The sequence below is a fragment of the Pseudomonas sp. O39 genome (assembly GCF_045447295.1).
In the GTDB taxonomy this organism is placed as follows: Bacteria; Pseudomonadota; Gammaproteobacteria; order Pseudomonadales; family Pseudomonadaceae; genus Aquipseudomonas; species Aquipseudomonas antarctica_A.
In genome coordinates this window covers 93,236-110,464 of the sequence record NZ_JBJGXV010000008.1, presented here as the reverse complement: position 1 = coordinate 110,464, position 17,229 = coordinate 93,236, and the positions used below count along the sequence as shown (strand labels likewise).

The window sequence follows — 17,229 nt, the reverse complement described above, 5'->3', positions numbered from 1 at the left end:
CCATGCTTTCCAACCCGAATATCGATCTGGTCTCGCGCTTTCTTCGCCTGCCGCTTGAACAACGCCAGCAGTTTTATCAGCGCCTGCAAGCGCGCGGCATGAGTTTCGCGCAATTGCCGATTGCCCCCACCCGGCATGATGTCGACACATTGCCATTGTCTTACGCCCAGGAACGCCAGTGGTTTCTCTGGCAGCTTGATCCGGACAGCGCCACTTATCACATTCCTGGGGCGCTGCGCCTGCAAGGCCAGCTAGACCTCGCGGCGTTACAACACAGTTTCGACCGTTTGCTGGCCCGCCACGAAAGCCTGCGTACCCGCTTGGTACAGGACGGTGAGCAGCTGTTGCAGGCGGTAATGCCTGAAGCCAGGGTTGAAATCGTGCAGATGCAAACGGACGAACAGCAATTGATGGCGCGGGTGGAAGCGGAGGTTGCACGTCCTTTCGATCTGCTCCAGGCGCCGCTGTTGCGCGTGACACTGTTGCAACTGGCCGAAGATGAACATGTGCTGGTGATGGTCCAGCACCACATCATTTCCGATGGCTGGTCGATGCAGGTGATGGTCGAGGAACTCGTGCAGCTCTATGCGGCCTGCTGCCAGGGGCGCACCCTGGCGTTGCCGGACTTGCCGATCCAGTACGCCGACTATGCCCTGTGGCAGCGCGGCTGGATGGAAGCGGGGGAGAAGGCCCGTCAGTTGGCGTACTGGCAGGCACTGCTGGGCGGTGAGCAGCCCGTGCTGGAGTTGCCCCTCGACCATCCGCGACCGGCCCAACAAAGCCATCGCGGCAACAGCCTGCAGGTGCATCTGCAACCGGCACTGGTCAGCGACATCAAGCGCCTTGCGCAGCAAGAGGGCGCCACCCCGTTCATGTTGCTCCTGGCTTCGTTCCAGACCTTGCTCTATCGCTACAGCGGGCAGTCGGACATCCGTATCGGCGTGCCAAATGCCAACCGTAACCGTGTCGAAACCGAGCGGCTGATTGGCTTTTTCGTTAACACCCAGGTGCTCAAGGCCGACCTTGACGGGCAGATGACGTTTGTCGAACTGCTGCAGCAGACCAAGCGGCGCTCACTGGAGGCCCAGGCGCACCAGGACTTGCCGTTCGAGCAACTGGTGGTGGCGTTGCAGCCCGAGCGGAGCCTGAGCCACAACCCGTTGTTCCAGGTGATGTTCAATCACCAGACCGACGCCCAGGGCGGGCGCGAGGGGCAGCAATTACCCGGCTTGCGCGTTTCGGAGCTGGACTGGGACAGCCAGACCACGCACTTCGACCTCAGCCTGGACACCCATGAATCTTCGGAAGGTATCTGGGCGGCGCTGACCTACGCCACTGACCTGTTCGATGCCGCGACAATAGAGCGTTTGGCGCAGCATTGGCAGAACCTGCTGCACGCAGTGGTGAGTGCACCGCACAGCCGTCTCAGTGACGTGGCGATGCTGAGCGCAACCGAACAAACGGTGATACGCAAGGAATGGAATGCCCCGGCCACCGGCGGCGAACTGCAGGCGGTGCATCAGCTGTTCGAGGCCCAGGCCCAGCAGCACCCGCAACGCCAGGCCTTGGCCCTGGATGAGCAGACCATCAGCTATGGCGAGTTGAATCGCCAGGCCAACCGTCTGGCCCATTACCTGATCGCCCACGGCGTAGGCCCGGAGGTGCTGGTCGGCATTGCCGTGGAGCGCTCGTTTGCGATGGTGGTGAGCCTGCTGGCGGTGCTCAAGGCGGGCGGCGCTTACGTGCCGCTCGACCCGCAATACCCGCGTGAGCGCTTGCTGCACATGCTCGACGACAGCGGCTTGCAGCGGGTGTTGACTCAGTCGTCCCTGCGTGAGCGTTTGCCACTGCCTGAACACGTGTCGGCCCTGGACATCGATGTGGCCGATGCGCAACTGGCGCAGTGTGCCGAGCACAATCCCGGGCTCGACTTCGAACCGCGCAGCCTGGCTTACGTCATTTACACCTCAGGTTCTACTGGTAAACCCAAGGGCGTGGCGATCAACCATGCGGCTTTGAGTGAGTTCGCAAACATCGCTGCGGGCTACTCGTGCCTGACCCCGGATGACCGGGTGTTGCAGTTTGCGACCTTGAACTTCGACGGTTTCGTCGAGCAGTTGTACCCGGCGCTGACCGTCGGCGCCAGCGTGGTCCTGCGTGGCCCGCAGCTGTGGGACGGTGCCGAGCTGTACCGGCAGATTATCGCCCAGGGCATCACCCTGGCCGACTTGCCGACGGCCTACTGGAAACTTTTCCTGCAGGATTGCCTGGCGGCCGGCCCACGCGCTTACGGCGCACTGCGCCAGGTGCATATCGGCGGCGAAGCCATGCCGCTGGATGGCCCAGCGCTGTGGCGTCGCGCGGGGCTCGGGCATGTACGCCTGCTCAATACCTACGGGCCTACCGAGGCGACGGTGGTGTCCAGCGTGCTGGACTGCAGCGACGACGCGACCGTGATCGGCGCCAGCGCCAGCCCTATCGGCCGGGCGCTGCCGGGGCGTGCGTTGTATGTGCTCGACCGCGATTTGAATCTGCTGCCGGTCGGTGCCGTGGGTGAGCTGTATATCGCCAGTGAAAGCGGCCTGGCGCGTGCCTATCTGCAGCGACCTGCACTGACCGCCGAACGTTTTGTCGCCGACCCGTTCAGCCGCTTGGGCGAGCGCCTGTACCGCACCGGTGACCTGGCACGCTGTCGCGCCGATGGGGTGATCGAGTACGTCGGGCGAGTCGATCACCAGGTGAAAATCCGTGGTTTCCGCATCGAGTTGGGTGAGATCGAGGCGTTGCTATTGGCCCAGACAGGCGTGCGCGAAACGCTGCTGCTGACCGCTGACAACCAGTTGCTGGCTTACGTGGTGCCCACACAAGCGCTGTCCGAGCCAGAACAACTGGCCGCCGGTGAACAGCTCAAGGCCCGCCTGCGCGAGCAATTGCCGGATTACATGGTGCCGGCGCACCTGATCTTCCTCGCACGCATGCCGTTGAACCCCAATGGGAAGCTGGACCGCCAGGCCCTGCCCAAACCCGATGCCACTTCGGTCCAAGCCGACTGGCAAGCGCCTGTCACCGCTCTACAGCAACAAGTTGCCGGGATCTGGGCCGATATCCTCGGCACTGAGCGTGTGGGCCTGACTCAGCACTTTTTCGAGCTGGGTGGGCATTCCCTGCTCGCCATGCAGGTGGTCTCGCGCATGCGCCAGGCGCTGAACCTCGAAGTGCCACTCAAGATGCTGTTTGAGCAGCCGCGCCTGGATGGATTTGTCGCGGCCATTGAAGCCCATTCCCCGACCGCGCCCAAGGCTCCCGCGTTGCTGCCGGTGGGGCGTGACCAGCCGTTGCCGTTGTCCTATGCCCAGGAGCGCCAATGGTTCCTGTGGCAACTGGAGCCGCAAAGCGCCGCGTATCACATACCTAGCGCCCTGCGCTTGAAAGGGCGGTTGGACACGGCGGCGTTGCAGCGCAGTTTCGATACGTTGCTGGCCCGTCACGAAAGCCTGCGTACCCATTTGCGCCAGACGCACGATGGCGCCGTGCAGGTGATTGACCCGGTGGCGTCGTTGCCGATGGTGCGTGCCGATGTCGAGGAGGCCCAACTCAAGGCGCGCGTCGAAGCTGAAATCGCCCGGCCGTTTGACCTGCAACAAGGACCGTTGCTGCGCGTGACGCTGCTGCGTCTGGCGGCTGACGAACATGTGCTGGTGCTGGTTCAGCATCACATCGTGTCCGATGGTTGGTCGATGCAGTTGGTGGTGGAGGAGCTGGTGCAGCTTTACGCTGCTTACAGCCAGGGGCAGGGCGTGCAATTGCCGCAACTGCCGATCCAGTACGCCGACTACGCCGTGTGGCAACGCAACTGGATGGACGCGGGCGAGAAAGCCCGTCAACTGGCGTACTGGCGCGAGGTGCTGGGCGGTGAGCAGAGCGTGCTGGAATTGCCATTCGACCATCCACGCCCGGCCGTGCAGAGCCACCGTGGTGCACGCTTGCCGATCGAGCTGGCCCCGACACTGGCCCACGACCTCAAGGCACTGGCCCAGCAACAAGGTGTGACGCTGTTCATGCTGCTGCTGGCGTCATTCCAGACCTTGCTGCACCGCTACAGCGGCCAGGAAGAGATCCGCGTCGGCGTGCCGATTGCCAACCGCAATCGCAGCGAGACCGAGCGCCTGATCGGCTTTTTCGTTAACACCCAGGTGCTCAAGGCCGACCTGCATGGCCAGATGAGCGTTGAGCAGTTGTTGCAGCACACGCGTCAGCGCGCGCTGGATGCCCAGGCGCATCAGGACCTGCCGTTCGAGCAATTGGTGGAAGCCCTGCAACCGGAACGCAGCCTGAGTCACAACCCGTTGTTCCAAGTGATGTTCAACCACCAGACCGATGTGGGCCAAGCCCAGGTCCAGCATCAATTGCCGCAACTGCGAGTCGAAGGGCTGGACTGGGAGAGCAAGACGGCGCATTTCGACCTGGACCTGGATATCCAGGAATCCGCCGAAGGCATCTGGGCCACCTTGGGTTATGCCCAGGACCTGTTTGAAGCCGACACCGTGCACCGTATGGCCCGCCATTGGCAGAACCTGTTGCAGGGCATGGTTGCCAACCCGCAGCAAACCCTCAGCCAATTGCCGCTGCTGGACACTGCTGAGCAGCAACAGATTCTACAGCTATGGAATTGCACCGACTCGGGCTTCTCGGGCAAGCGCCTGGTGCACGAAATGGTCGCCGACCGTGCTCGCGAAACACCCGATGCGGTGGCGGTGAAGTTCGATGCGCAAACGCTGACGTACGAGGAACTCGATCGCCAGGCCAATCGCCTGGCGCGTGCGCTGATCGCCCGTGGTGTGGGCCCGGAAGTGCGCGTGGCCATCGCCATGCCGCGCAGTGCCGAGAGCATGGTGGCGTTCCTGGCCGTGATGAAATCGGGTGGCGTGTATGTGCCGCTGGACGTGGAATACCCGCGTGATCGCCTGCTGTACATGATGCAAGACAGCCGCGCCAAGCTACTGCTGACACACTCGGCGGTGCAGCAGCGGCTGCCGACTCCGCAAGGCCTGGAAGTGCTTGCGGTTGATCAGGCCGCGGCCTGGGCCGAGGTTGACGACACCGATCCACGGGTTGCACTGGACGGCGACAACCTCGCCTACGTGATCTACACCTCCGGCTCCACCGGCCTGCCCAAGGGCGTGGCGGTGTCGCACGGCCCGCTCGTGGCGCATATCATCGCCACCGGCGAACGCTATGAAACCGGCCCGGCCGATTGCGAACTGCACTTCATGTCCTTCGCCTTTGACGGCTCCCACGAAGGCTGGATGCACCCGCTGATCAACGGCGCCAGCGTGCTGATCCGCGATGACAGCCTGTGGCTGCCGGAATACACCTACGCGCAAATGCACCGCCATAACGTGACGATGGCGGTGTTCCCGCCGGTGTACCTGCAACAACTGGCCGAGCATGCCGAACGCGACGGCAACCCGCCGGCGGTGCGCGTGTATTGCTTTGGGGGTGATGCGGTGGCGCAGGCGAGCTACGACCTGGCCTGGCGTGCGCTCAAACCGACCTACCTGTTCAACGGTTACGGCCCCACCGAAACCGTGGTCACGCCGCTGCTATGGAAGGCCCGCAAGGGCGACCCTTGCGGCGCTGTCTACGCACCGATTGGTACGTTGTTGGGCAACCGCAGCGGCTACGTGTTGGACGCGCAGTTGAACCTGCAACCGATCGGCGTGGCCGGTGAGTTGTACCTGGGCGGCGAGGGCGTGGCCCGGGGTTATCTGGAGCGTCCGGCGCTGACCGCCGAGCGTTTTGTGCCGGACCCGTTCGGCAAACCCGGCAGCCGCGTGTACCGCAGCGGCGACTTGACCCGTGGCCGCCCGGACGGCGTGGTGGACTACCTGGGCCGTGTCGACCACCAAGTGAAGATTCGTGGTTTTCGCATCGAGCTGGGTGAAATCGAGGCCCGTCTGCGCGAGCAGGACAGCGTCGGTGAAACCGTGGTGGTGGCCCAGGAAGGGCCGACTGGCAAGCAGTTGGTCGCCTATGTGGTGCCGTTGGACCCGGCGTTGATCGACGATGCCGTGGCGCAATCGAACGGCCGTGAAGCGCTGCGCCGCGCCTTGAAAACCCGCCTGCCCGACTACATGGTGCCCACGCACCTGATGTTCCTGGCGCGCATGCCACTCACGCCCAATGGCAAGCTGGATCGCAAAGGCCTGCCGCTGCCGGACGTGAGCCTGATGCAGCAGGTGTATGTGGCGCCACAGAGTGAGTTGGAGCAGAAGATCGCCGCGATCTGGTCCGACGTGCTGCGCCTGCCGCGCGTGGGGCTGCATGACAACTTCTTCGAACTGGGTGGCGACTCGATCATTTCGATCCAGGTCGTCAGCCGTGCGCGCCAAGTGGGTGTGCGGTTCACGCCCAAGGACCTGTTCCAACACCAGACGGTCCAGAGCCTGGCGGCCGTCGCCCGCGAAGGCGAGAGCGCGGTGCTGCTGGATCAGTCGGCGCTGACCGGCGAGCTGTTGCTGCTGCCCATTCAGCATGCGTTTTTTGCCGATGACATCCCGGCGCGTGAGCACTGGAACCAGTCCGTGGTGCTGCAACCGCACCAGTGGCTGGAGGTGCCTGTGCTGGTGGCCGCTCTACAGGCGCTGATTGTGCATCACGACGCCCTGCGCACCACGTTTGCTCAAGGTGTAAATGGCTGGAGTGCGGCGTATCGAAGTGCGGAACAGCATCAGGCCGAACAGGTGCTGTGGCAGACCACCCTCACGACCCTCGAAGAACTTGAAGCCTTGGGCGAGGAAGCCCAGCGCAGCCTCGACCTGAGTCAAGGCCCGTTGCTGCGCGCGGTGTTGGTGGGCATGGCCGATGGCTCACAGCGTTTGTTGCTGGTGATCCACCACTTGGTGGTGGACGGTGTGTCCTGGCGCATCCTCCTCGAGGACCTGCAAACGGCCTACCGCCAAATCGCCCAAGGCGCCGCGATGGTGTTGCCCGCCAAGACCAGCTCCACGCGCGCATGGGCCGCGCGGCTGCAAGCTTACGCCGGCAGCCCGGCGCTGGCGCAGGCGTTGACGTGGTGGCAGACCCAGCTACACGGCAGCCACGCCGGTTTGCCGGGCGCCGACCCGCAGGCCAGCCTGAGCAACCATCATGCATTGAGTGTGACGACCCAGTTGGACCCAGGGTTTACCCGACGTTTGTTGCAGGACGCTCCCAGTGCCTACCGTACCCAGATTAACGACCTGCTGTTGACGGCCCTGGCGCGCGTCATTGTGCGCTGGACCGGTGACGCGTCGATGTTGATCCGCTTGGAAGGCCACGGCCGCGAGGACTTGTTCGATGAGATCGACCTGACCCGCACTGTGGGTTGGTTTACCAGCCTCTATCCCTTGCAACTGACACCGACCGATTCCCTGGCGGGTTCCCTTAAACACATCAAGGAGCAACTGCGCGCTGTACCGGACAAAGGCCTGGGCTTTGGTGCCTTGCGTTACCTGGGTAATGCCGAGGCGCAACAGGCATTGAGTGCATTGCCGCGCCCACGTATCACGTTCAACTACCTGGGGCAGTTCGACGGCAGTTTCGAGGGCGGCGAACAGGAAGGTTTGTTTGCGCCTTCCGGTGACGCCAGTGGTGCCGAGCAAAGCCTTGACGCGCCGCTGGGCAACTGGCTGGAAATCAATGGCCAGGTCTACGCAGGCGAATTGAAGTTGAACTGGAGTTTCAGCCAAGAGATGTTCGCGCAAGCGACCGTGCAGCAGTTGGCGGACGAGTACGCGTTGGAACTCAAGGCCTTGATCGAGCATTGCTGTGCTCCGGAAAATCAAGGCGTCACGCCGTCGGACTTCCCCCTGGCACGCTTGTCTCAAGGCCAGCTGGATGCGCTGCCACTGAACTTCTCTGAGGTGGAAGACCTGTATCCGTTGTCGCCGATGCAGCAAGGCATGTTGTTCCAGTCGTTGTATGGCGAAGGTTCGGGCGATTACATCAACCAGATGCGCATCGATGTGGACGGGCTGAATGTCCCGCGTTTCCGCCAGGCCTGGCAGGCAGCTGTCGACCGGCATGAAATTCTGCGCAGTGGTTTCCTCTGGCAAACCGATGTCGAGCAACCGTTGCAGGTGGTCTACAAGCAGCGGCGCATACCGCTTGAAGCGCTCGATTGGACGGACCGCGCGGATTGCTCTGCGGCCCTCGATAGCCTGGCCGAATCGGCGCGGGCCCAGGGCTTCGTGCTGGAACAGGCGCCGCTGCTGAGCCTGTCGGTCATACGCACTGGGGTGTCGAGTTATCACCTGATCTATACCAACCACCACATCCTGATGGACGGTTGGAGCGGTTCGCAGTTGTTTGGTGAGGTGTTGCAACACTACGCCGGCGAGCCGCTGGCTGCGCCGACGGGGTGCTATCGCGATTACATCGCCTGGTTGCAGGCGCAGAACAAGGCCGTCAGCGAAACCTTCTGGAAAGACCAGTTGGTCAACCTGCAGGCGCCTACGCGGCTGGCATGCGGCCAGTCGAGCGAGGTGCAGACGGCCCCGGCGGCCAACGGTGAACATCGCTTGAGCTTTGATGCCGCGCATACCGAGCGTCTCAAAGTGTTCGCCCAGAGCAACAAGGTCACCCTCAATACGCTGGTGCAAGCCGCCTGGCTGTTGCTGCTGCACCATCACACCGGGCAGGCTACCGTCGCGTTCGGCGCCACGGTGGCGGGGCGCCCAGCCGAGCTGCGCGGTATCGAGCAGCAAGTCGGTTTGTTTATCAATACGCTGCCCGTGGTGGCCACGCCTGAGGCGCAGATGCCGGTCAGCCAGTGGCTGCAACACATCCAGTCGCAGAATGTGCGCTTGCGTGAGCAAGAACACACGCCGCTGTTCGAGATCCAGCGCTGGGCCGGTCTGGGCGGGGAGGCGCTGTTCGACAGCATCCTGGTGTTCGAGAATTACCCGGTGTCCGAGGCGTTGGAGCAGGGCGCGCCGTCGGGTTTACGCTTTGGCACCGTGCACAGTCTGGAGCAGACGCACTACCCGTTGACCGTGCTCCTGGGCATGGGCGAAAGCCTGGGGCTTGAATTGAACTACGACCGGCAGGCCTTCAGTGCCGCGCATATCCAGCGCCTGGCCGAGCACTTCCAGCAGCTGTTGAGTGCCTTGATTATGGATGCCGACCAGTGCCTGGCCGCGCTGCCTTCGGTGGCATTGGCCGAGCGCCAGACGCTGCAGGCCTGGAACGCCACGGCGCAAAGCTACCCGCTGCACCAGAGCGTGCATCAATTGATCGAGGCGCAGGTGGTTCGTACGCCAGACGCTACGGCCCTGGCGTTTGCCGGGCAGCACCTGAGTTACGCCGAGCTGAACCGTCGGGCGAACCGCCTGGCGCATCGCTTGATCGCGGCCGGCGTGGGGCCGGACGTGCTGGTGGGCCTGGCGGTGGAGCGCTCCATCGAGATGGTCGTCGGTCTGTTGGCCGTGCTCAAGGCCGGTGGCGCCTACGTGCCGCTGGACCCGGAATACCCGCGAGATCGACTCGCCTACATGTTGCAGGACAGTGGCGTAACGTGGCTGCTGACCCAGGCTCATCTGCTGGAACAACTGCCGATCCCGGCGGGCGTTCAGCACCTGGTGCTGGAGACGGGCGAGGCGTGGCTTGAGGGTTATAGCGCGCACAATCCTGACATCGCCGTCGATGGCGAAAACCTGGCGTATGTGATCTACACCTCGGGCTCTACCGGGCAGCCCAAGGGCGCCGGTAATCGGCATTCGGCGCTCACCAATCGGCTCTGCTGGATGCAGCAGGCGTATGGCCTGGAGGCGAGCGATAGCGTGTTGCAGAAAACCCCGTTCAGCTTTGACGTGTCGGTGTGGGAGTTCTTCTGGCCACTGATGACCGGCGCGCGCCTGGTGGTGGCTGCGCCCGGGGAACATCGCGATCCGGCCAGGTTGGTCAGCCTGATCAACGCCGAGCAGGTCACCACGCTGCACTTCGTGCCGTCCATGTTGCAAGCGTTCTTGCAGGACTCGGCGGTAAGTGCCTGCCATAGCCTGCAACGCATTGTCTGCAGCGGTGAAGCATTGCCCGTGGATGCCCAGCAGCAGGTGTTTGCCAAGCTGCCCGGTGCCCAGTTGTACAACTTGTATGGGCCGACGGAAGCCGCCATTGATGTGACCCACTGGACCTGTGTCGATGAAGGGCATGATGCGGTGCCGATTGGTCGGCCCATCGCCAACCTGGGTTGCTATGTGCTCGACGGCAACCTGGCGCCGGCGCCGGTGGGCGTGTTGGGTGAGCTGTACCTGGGCGGCATCGGGCTGGCGCGGGGTTATCACCGTCGGCCGGCGCTGACCGCTGAACGTTTTGTGACCGACCCGTTCGGCAGCGGCGCGCGCCTGTACCGTACCGGCGACCTGGCGCGCTATCGCGACGATGGTGTGATCGAGTACGCCGGGCGCATCGACCATCAGGTCAAGCTGCGCGGGCTGCGGATCGAGTTGGGTGAAATCGAGGCGCGCCTGCTGGAGCATGCCTGCGTGCGTGAAGCTGCCGTGCTGGCAGTAGGCGGCACGCACCTGGTGGGTTATCTGGTGTTGCAGGAACCGTGTGCGGACTGGAAAGCCTTGGTGGGTGCTCACCTTGCTGCGCAACTGCCGGATTACATGGTGCCCGCGCAGTGGGTGGTGCTGGCACAGATGCCGTTGAGCCCCAATGGTAAGCTGGATCGCAAAGCGCTACCCAAGCCTGAAGCAAACGCTGCGCAGGACTATCAGGCGCCGCAAAGCGACATTGAGCAGCAGGTCGCGGCGATTTGGAGCGAGGTGCTCGGTGTTGAGCGCGTCGGGCTGAACGACAACTTCTTTGAGTTGGGTGGCCATTCATTGCGCGTGCTGCTGCTCAAGGAGCGCATCAGGCAGGTCAGCGGGGTCAACTTGTCCGTCAGCCAGTTGATGCTCAACCCCACCGTGCGTGGGCAGGTCAATTGCGTGCAGGGCGAGGTACGCAGCGAGTTGATCGTCAAGCTCAACAGCCAGACCCAAGGCACGCCGCTGTTCATGTTCCACCCAAGTTTCGGCTCGGTGCATTGCTACACCGCCATTGCCCTGGCACTCAGGGAGCAGCGCCCGGTGTTCGGCGTGATCTGCCGTGCGCTGGTGGAAGAGGGCGCACCGGTGCCTGAATGGCAGGCGATGGTTGACGATTACACCGCGCAATTGTTGAAGGCTCAGCCACAGGGTGCCTATCGCCTGGCCGGCTGGTCACTGGGCGGCAACCTGGCGATGGAAGTCGCCTACGCACTAGAGCAAGCCGGGCGTGAGGTCGAATTTGTCGGCTGGATTGATTCGGCGCCACCGCAGTGGCTCAAGCCTTATTGGGACGCGGTGGTGATCGAGGATGATCGTGAAGTATCAGCCAATGAGCGCCGTGCGGCGTTGCTTGGGGTGATGTTCCCGGCGTTTGCCGAGCAGATTGAAGGGGCGTGGCAACAGTGCCGGCGTCAGGCTGCGGATGAAGCCGGGCAATGGCAGGCGTTTGTAGCCTGGGCCGAACAGACCCTGGGTGAGGCCTTCACCGGCATCAAGGACGAGTTGCTGCGTGGCAATGAAGCGCAGATTTCCTGGGAGGTTGACCGCGCACTCAGCGAGCGCATGACCGCGGCTGACTTCAAGCCGATCCAGGCTCCGGTCAGTTGCTGGTGGGCTTCTTTGAGCCGCGCGGGGCACTTCAAGGACCTGATCGAACAGAACATGGCCGGTGTGATTGGCCAGGCGCGCATCGAGCGTTCGGTGATGATCGAGACTGATCATGACGGGATCATCGACAGCGCCGCGTTCATCAATAGCCTGGTGGCTGCCATGGAGTAAGGGGCTGTTGTACGAATAAACCCGGATCATTGATCCGGGTTTTTTTGGGCTTTGTTTCAGGTGGGGCAGGCATAAAAAATGCCCGATGAAAGCAGGGCTTTCATCGGGCGTTGAGTTGATCGCCTGGGCGATCAAGGCATCCGGTCAGAAGTTCCAGCGGGTGCTGACCATCACGTTGCGCGGCTCGCCGTAGGCCGCCGAGTTATAGAAGCCCACGTTGGTGTAGTAGGTCGTGTCGAAGATGTTGTTGAGGTTGATGGTGGCCGAGAGGTTCTTGGTCAACTGGTAGCGGGTCATCAGGTCCACCACTGTGTAGGACGACTGGGTAATGTCCTGGTTTTTTTCGAGCGGCGAGTTATAGATTTCGTACCAGCCCTTGCTCTGCCAGCGCACGCCGCCGCCGACGGTGAACTTGTCCAGGTCGCCCTTGAGCTTGTAGGTGGTGTTCAGGTTGACCTGATGCTCCGGCTCGAAGGTGGAGATTTTCTTGCCGTCTTCGTCGCGTACGATCTTGTGGGTGTAGCCACCCTGGACTTGCCAGCCCGGGGCCAGCTCACCGGAGATCTCCGCTTCGTAGCCTTTGGTGACGGCCTTGGAGCCCTTAAACGCGTAGTTGTTCGGCGTTGGGGTCTGGTTGTTGTAGGCATCGTCCGAAATAGCGCGGTTGGTCTCATGCACTTCGAAGTAGGCAATGCTGGTGTTCAGGCGGCCTTCCAGGAACTCGCCCTTGAGGCCGAACTCGTAGTTTTGCCCCTCGTCCGGTTCCAGCAGTTTTTGGTCGCGGTCCTTATAGGTGCTTTCCTGGGGTTGGAAAATATCGGTGTAGCTGGTGTACAGCGAGAAGTTGTCGTTCAGGTCGTAGATGACGCCGGCATATGGGATGAACCGGCCGGTTTCTTTGTAGGACGGGTTATTACCGGTGACGTGGTAGTTGGCGACGCGTCCGCCGAGGATCACGTTAAGGTCATCCATCACGTTCAAACGTGTGGTCATGTAGTAGCCGTTCTGGCGAATGGTGTCGTCGATGTACTGCTGGACCGGGCCGTAGATCGGCCTGTCGATCTTGCCATTCCAGTTGTAGAAGTCGACTTTGTTGCCGCCTGGCCATTCCGGCGACCAATAACCCTTGCCCTGCCAGCGCGAGGTACCGATCGAGCCGCCCACCACCAGTTCATGGTCGCGGCCGAACAGGCTGAAAGGCCCGGTGGCGTACAGATCGGCCGAGGTGCTTTTGGTTTCGCCGGTGTACTTCTGCCCGTTGATCGACGCGGTGCCATCGGACTGAGGCTCAACGAACTGGATCGAGCCCAGGTCGGCGTGGTAGCCGTTGATCTTATGGTCGAGTTGGAACTTGGTGACCCAGCCGTCGCCCATGTCATGTTGCAGCATGGCAAAGGCGGTACGGGTATTCTGCTCCCAGGAACTCCAGGTGGTGCCGTTGTTATAGGAGCGCGGCATCTTGTTGATGCTGCCGTCGTATTTCACCAACGGGAAGGCACCGGACCAGCTGGAGCCTTGTGGAATGTTGTCCTGATAGTCGAAGCCCACCGTCAGCATGGTGTCGGGGGACAGGTCGAATTCGGTAATGCCGTAGTAGGTTTCGGTCTTGCGTGAGTAGTGGTCCATGAAGGACTTTTTGTCTTGATACGCCGCCACTGCGCGACCACGGACGTTGCCGCTGTCGGTCAAGGGGCCGCTGACGTCGACTTCGCTGCGGTAATTGTCCCAGGAACCTGCGCCCAGCTGGACATGGCCCTTGAATTCCGAGGTTGGCTTCTTGCGGATCAGGTTGATGGTCGCGCCCAGGGAACCCGCACCGTTAAGCAGGCCGGTGGCGCCCTTGAGTATTTCGACGCGGTCATAGATGGCCATGTCGCTTAGGGTGTTACCCGCCGAATAGCCGACGTTGCGCACAGTGGACGGAATGCCGTCGTACTGGAAGCTGTTGACCGAAAAACCACGGGAATAATAGTTGGTGCGGTCGGTGTCATAGGCCGACACGGTGATGCCCGGGGTGTGGCGCATCACGTCATCAACGTTATTCAGGCCGAAGTCCTGGATGTGCTGACGGGTGATGACAGTGATCGATTGCGGCGTTTGCCGAGGCGTCAGGGTTAGCCGTGTGGCTGTGGCAATGGTGCCCGGCGTGTAGGAGCCGGAGTCCTCGGTAATGTTGCCCAACGCGTTGCCGGTCACTTGGGTCGGGCTCAGTTCCAACGCTTCGGTTGTACCGGCAGCGGTCACGGTCAGCGAGTTGCCACTGAGGCTGTGAGTGGTCTCAGTCCCACCCAGCAAGGTATCAATTGCCCGCTGCGGCTCCATTTTGCCCTTCACCGCGCGACTGTTCTTGCCCTGCACATCGCTCGGGCTGTACAGCACCTGCACGTTGGTCTGACGACCGAATTCCTGCAGCGCGCTCCCCAGCGACTGTGAAGGAATATCCAGCTCGATCTCCTGCGCCTGCGCATAGCCTGCAACCGGCAACGATATCGCCAGGGCCAGGGCGCTCGGAAGAAGATTAATGTTCAGGGCCCGGCGCATGGATAGCGCTTTGCTCAGAGGGCTGAGACCGAGTCTTGCTGGCATGGATGCTTTCTCTTCTATGTGTAAGTGGGCAAGTTATAGGGGTTTATTGATTCTGGTTCTCATTAACACTAGTGAGACGTTCCTACTTGGGAAAACCGGAAAAGAAATTTCACGCAGGCTCCATTTCGTGCACCACCTGGCCGGCGCGCAGGCGTACCAATTGGTCGGCGATGTCGAAATAGCGGTCGTCGTGGCTGATCACGATGATGGTTTTGCCCAGGCGCTTAAGGTCCGGCAGCAGCTCGGTGTAGAAGATCCGGCGAAAGGCCGGGTCCTGGTCGGCGGCCCATTCGTCGAACACCAGCACCGGGCGTTCTTCGAGCCATGCGTTGACCAAGGCCAGGCGCTTGCGTTGGCCGGTAGACAGGTCGGTGGTGCTGAACACGCCATCCTTCACGCTGACCTTGTGCGCGATCTCCAGGCGTTCCAGGTATTTGGCGGCACTGTCCAATGACTGGGTGGCGCTGCCCTGCACCAGGTCATCGAACAGGTAATAGTCGGAAAAAATCGTGGTAAACAGCTGGCGATAATCATCGCGCTCGGGGTCGGTCACGGCCTCGCCGTTGAGTCGGATCTCGCCGGCCTGGGGCGGGTACAGGCCCAGCAACAGTTTGATCAGGGTGGTCTTGCCGCTGCCGTTTTCGCCGACGATAAATACGATATCGCCTTGCTTGATGCTCAGGTTGATCGGCCCCAGGTGGAACGGTTCGCTGCCCTCAACTGCCGGCGGGCTGTAGCTCACGCCGCGCAGTTCCAGGCTGTTGACCACCGGTTTGGGGGCTTCGCTGTCGTCCATCAGCAGGTGCGGTTCGGGGGAGGAGAAGCGCTGCGACAACTCGCTGATACGGCCAAAGGCAATCTTCGCCTTGCCCACCACCGGCAGGTAGCCCAGCAGGTGTTCCAGCGGGCCTTTCATGTACAGCAGCACCAGCACGAAGCCGGTGATAACGGTAGGGTCCGGGTTCGGGTTGTAGGCCTGCATCGCCAGGGCCAGGCCGATCACCACAAAGAACAGCATCGAGCCAAACGTCTTGGCCAGGATGTAAATGTTGACCGAGCGCACCTGGATGTCGCTGATGCGGTCGGCGGTTTCCTGGATGCGATGGGTGTTCATGCGAAAACGCCGTGGCCGGTGCATGCGCAGTTCCTTGGCGCCGGAAGCGATCGCGTTGTAATAACGCTGCAGTTCATCCTCATGACTGCGTGCTAGGTCGAAGCCCTGGATGCCTTTACCGCCGGCAATGAACTGCACGGCACTGCCGATAATGATCGCCACCACCATCATCAGGAACATCGGCACCGACAGATAGGCCAGGTAACCCAGGCAACCGAGGGTCACCGTGGCAGCGATGGCCAACGGCGTGAAGGCGAAGGAAAAGTCGCTGATGGTATCGACATCATGGGTCAGCACCGGGATCAGGCGGTGCGAGCGATACCGCTCGATCTGCCCGATGGGCGCCGACAGCACTTTTTCGCCCAGGTCTTTGCGCAGGGCGGCGATGATGCGTTGGCCGACGTAGTTGGTGCCGATATCCGAAATGATCGAGCTGATCAATGCCAGCACACACAGCGCCGCAAAGGTCAGGACCACGCCTTGGGTCATGCCGTTGGCCGAATGCAGGGCATTATTGATGGTGGCCAGCAGCAGGGTGATGGCCAGGCCGCCGACCATGCCGAGGGCGACGGAGACGGTCACGATGGTGCGAAAGGGCCTGAGCAAGGCGAGCAGCCCCTTGAAGGCGCTGCGTTTGGGGTCGGTCATAAATACATCCCGGAGAGTGAAAAGAGGGGCTGGGCACACAGACCCTTACCCATGACAAACGAAGCGTCGGCGCGAGTATTTAGCTCGGCGCGCCCGACGGCAGCGGCGAGGTATAAATTGCCGCTGGGCTGGTTCGTTCTTGTGCTGTAGGCGCACGTGTATTGGCGTTGTGCGCAGTCCATTCAGCGAGAGCGAAAAATGACCAAAAAGAACCTGGTGTATGTGTGGTCCCTGAGAAATGCCGCCGCCGACAAGGCAGGGCAGCCGGTGGCTTACAAAGACCATGAGCGCTACATGAAATCAGTGCTGGAGTTCCTGGTGGGGTCGCTGAACGACACACCGCTGGGCGAGGCGTATAACCTGGTCGGCGTGATCTACGACGATGACGAGCAGAATCCACGGGACCAGCAGTTGGTCAGCGATTACGGCTTTGCCTATAAGCCCGGCCGCCAGTGGCTTTACCCGGCGGACTTGCGGGTGCAGGGGCGCCCGGTTAACGACCTGTTGCTGAGTGTGCCATCCACCTATCGCCGCCTGCCTCGCGGCAGCGCCGAACACATCGCCGGCAAGCAGGATTTCGAGCGACGCTTGCACGACACTCTCGTGGAGTTGAAGGCTGATGTCGTGGTGTTGGATGGTCTGTTGGTGATTCTGGATGAGCTGGTACGACCGGGCGCATCGTTTGCGCGGCGCATCATGAACATTCACCCGGGCATTACCCGCATCGAATCGCCGTACGAGCGCCGTGGGGCTTACGCCACCTGGAACGCCTTGTATGGTGCGCGCGGGCAAACCGTGGTGGATTGGGCGACCAAGGCAACCACGCCGTCGGAGCCGCTATACCTTACCGGGGCGTCGTTCCACTACGTGGACAACGGCATCGACTCCGGTGAAGTGTTCCACGACGTGCTCAAAACCGAGATTTCGCCGGAAGACACCATCCTTGAGTTGCGCTGGAACAACTTCAACAACAGCCTGTTCCCGGCGTTGCATGAGGGCTTGGAATTGCTGGCCAGGCAGGCCTGA

4 protein-coding genes are annotated in these 17,229 nt (G+C 62.0%); 2 read left to right on the top strand and 2 right to left on the bottom strand.

The window, feature by feature from the left end; all coding sequences use genetic code 11:
* The first annotated feature begins 2 nt into the window (after nt 1–2).
* A complete protein-coding gene (locus tag ACI77D_RS13680) occupies nt 3–11,855 on the top strand; it encodes an amino acid adenylation domain-containing protein (protein ID WP_407016773.1) in 11,853 nt (3,950 codons plus the stop codon).
* A 144-nt stretch (nt 11,856–11,999) separates the two neighbouring features.
* Here the strand turns inward: ACI77D_RS13680 and ACI77D_RS13675 are convergent, their stop codons facing one another.
* Nucleotides 12,000–14,441 (bottom strand): TonB-dependent siderophore receptor, encoded by a 2,442-nt coding sequence (locus ACI77D_RS13675; RefSeq protein ID WP_407016772.1) that lies wholly within the window; start codon nt 14,439–14,441, stop codon nt 12,000–12,002.
* 109 nt (nt 14,442–14,550) lie between these two features.
* The gene (locus ACI77D_RS13670; RefSeq protein ID WP_064452742.1) at nt 14,551–16,203 is read right to left on the bottom strand and encodes a cyclic peptide export ABC transporter; all 1,653 of its coding nucleotides are present in this window, start codon (nt 16,201–16,203) and stop codon (nt 14,551–14,553) included.
* Between the two features lie 198 nt (nt 16,204–16,401).
* Here ACI77D_RS13670 and ACI77D_RS13665 point away from each other — a divergent pair, with 198 nt between their 5' ends.
* Nucleotides 16,402–17,229, top strand: a complete 828-nt coding sequence (locus ACI77D_RS13665; RefSeq protein ID WP_407016771.1) for a formyltransferase family protein — start codon at nt 16,402–16,404, stop codon at nt 17,227–17,229.

Coding starts and splice junctions, on each gene's coding strand:
- ACI77D_RS13665 (WP_407016771.1), top strand. CDS start 16,402: ATGACCAAAAAGAACCTGGTGTATGTGTGGTCCCTGAGAAATGCCGCC.
- ACI77D_RS13670 (WP_064452742.1), bottom strand. CDS start 16,203: ATGACCGACCCCAAACGCAGCGCCTTCAAGGGGCTGCTCGCCTTGCTC.
- ACI77D_RS13675 (WP_407016772.1), bottom strand. CDS start 14,441: ATGCCAGCAAGACTCGGTCTCAGCCCTCTGAGCAAAGCGCTATCCATG.
- ACI77D_RS13680 (WP_407016773.1), top strand. CDS start 3: ATGCTTTCCAACCCGAATATCGATCTGGTCTCGCGCTTTCTTCGCCTG.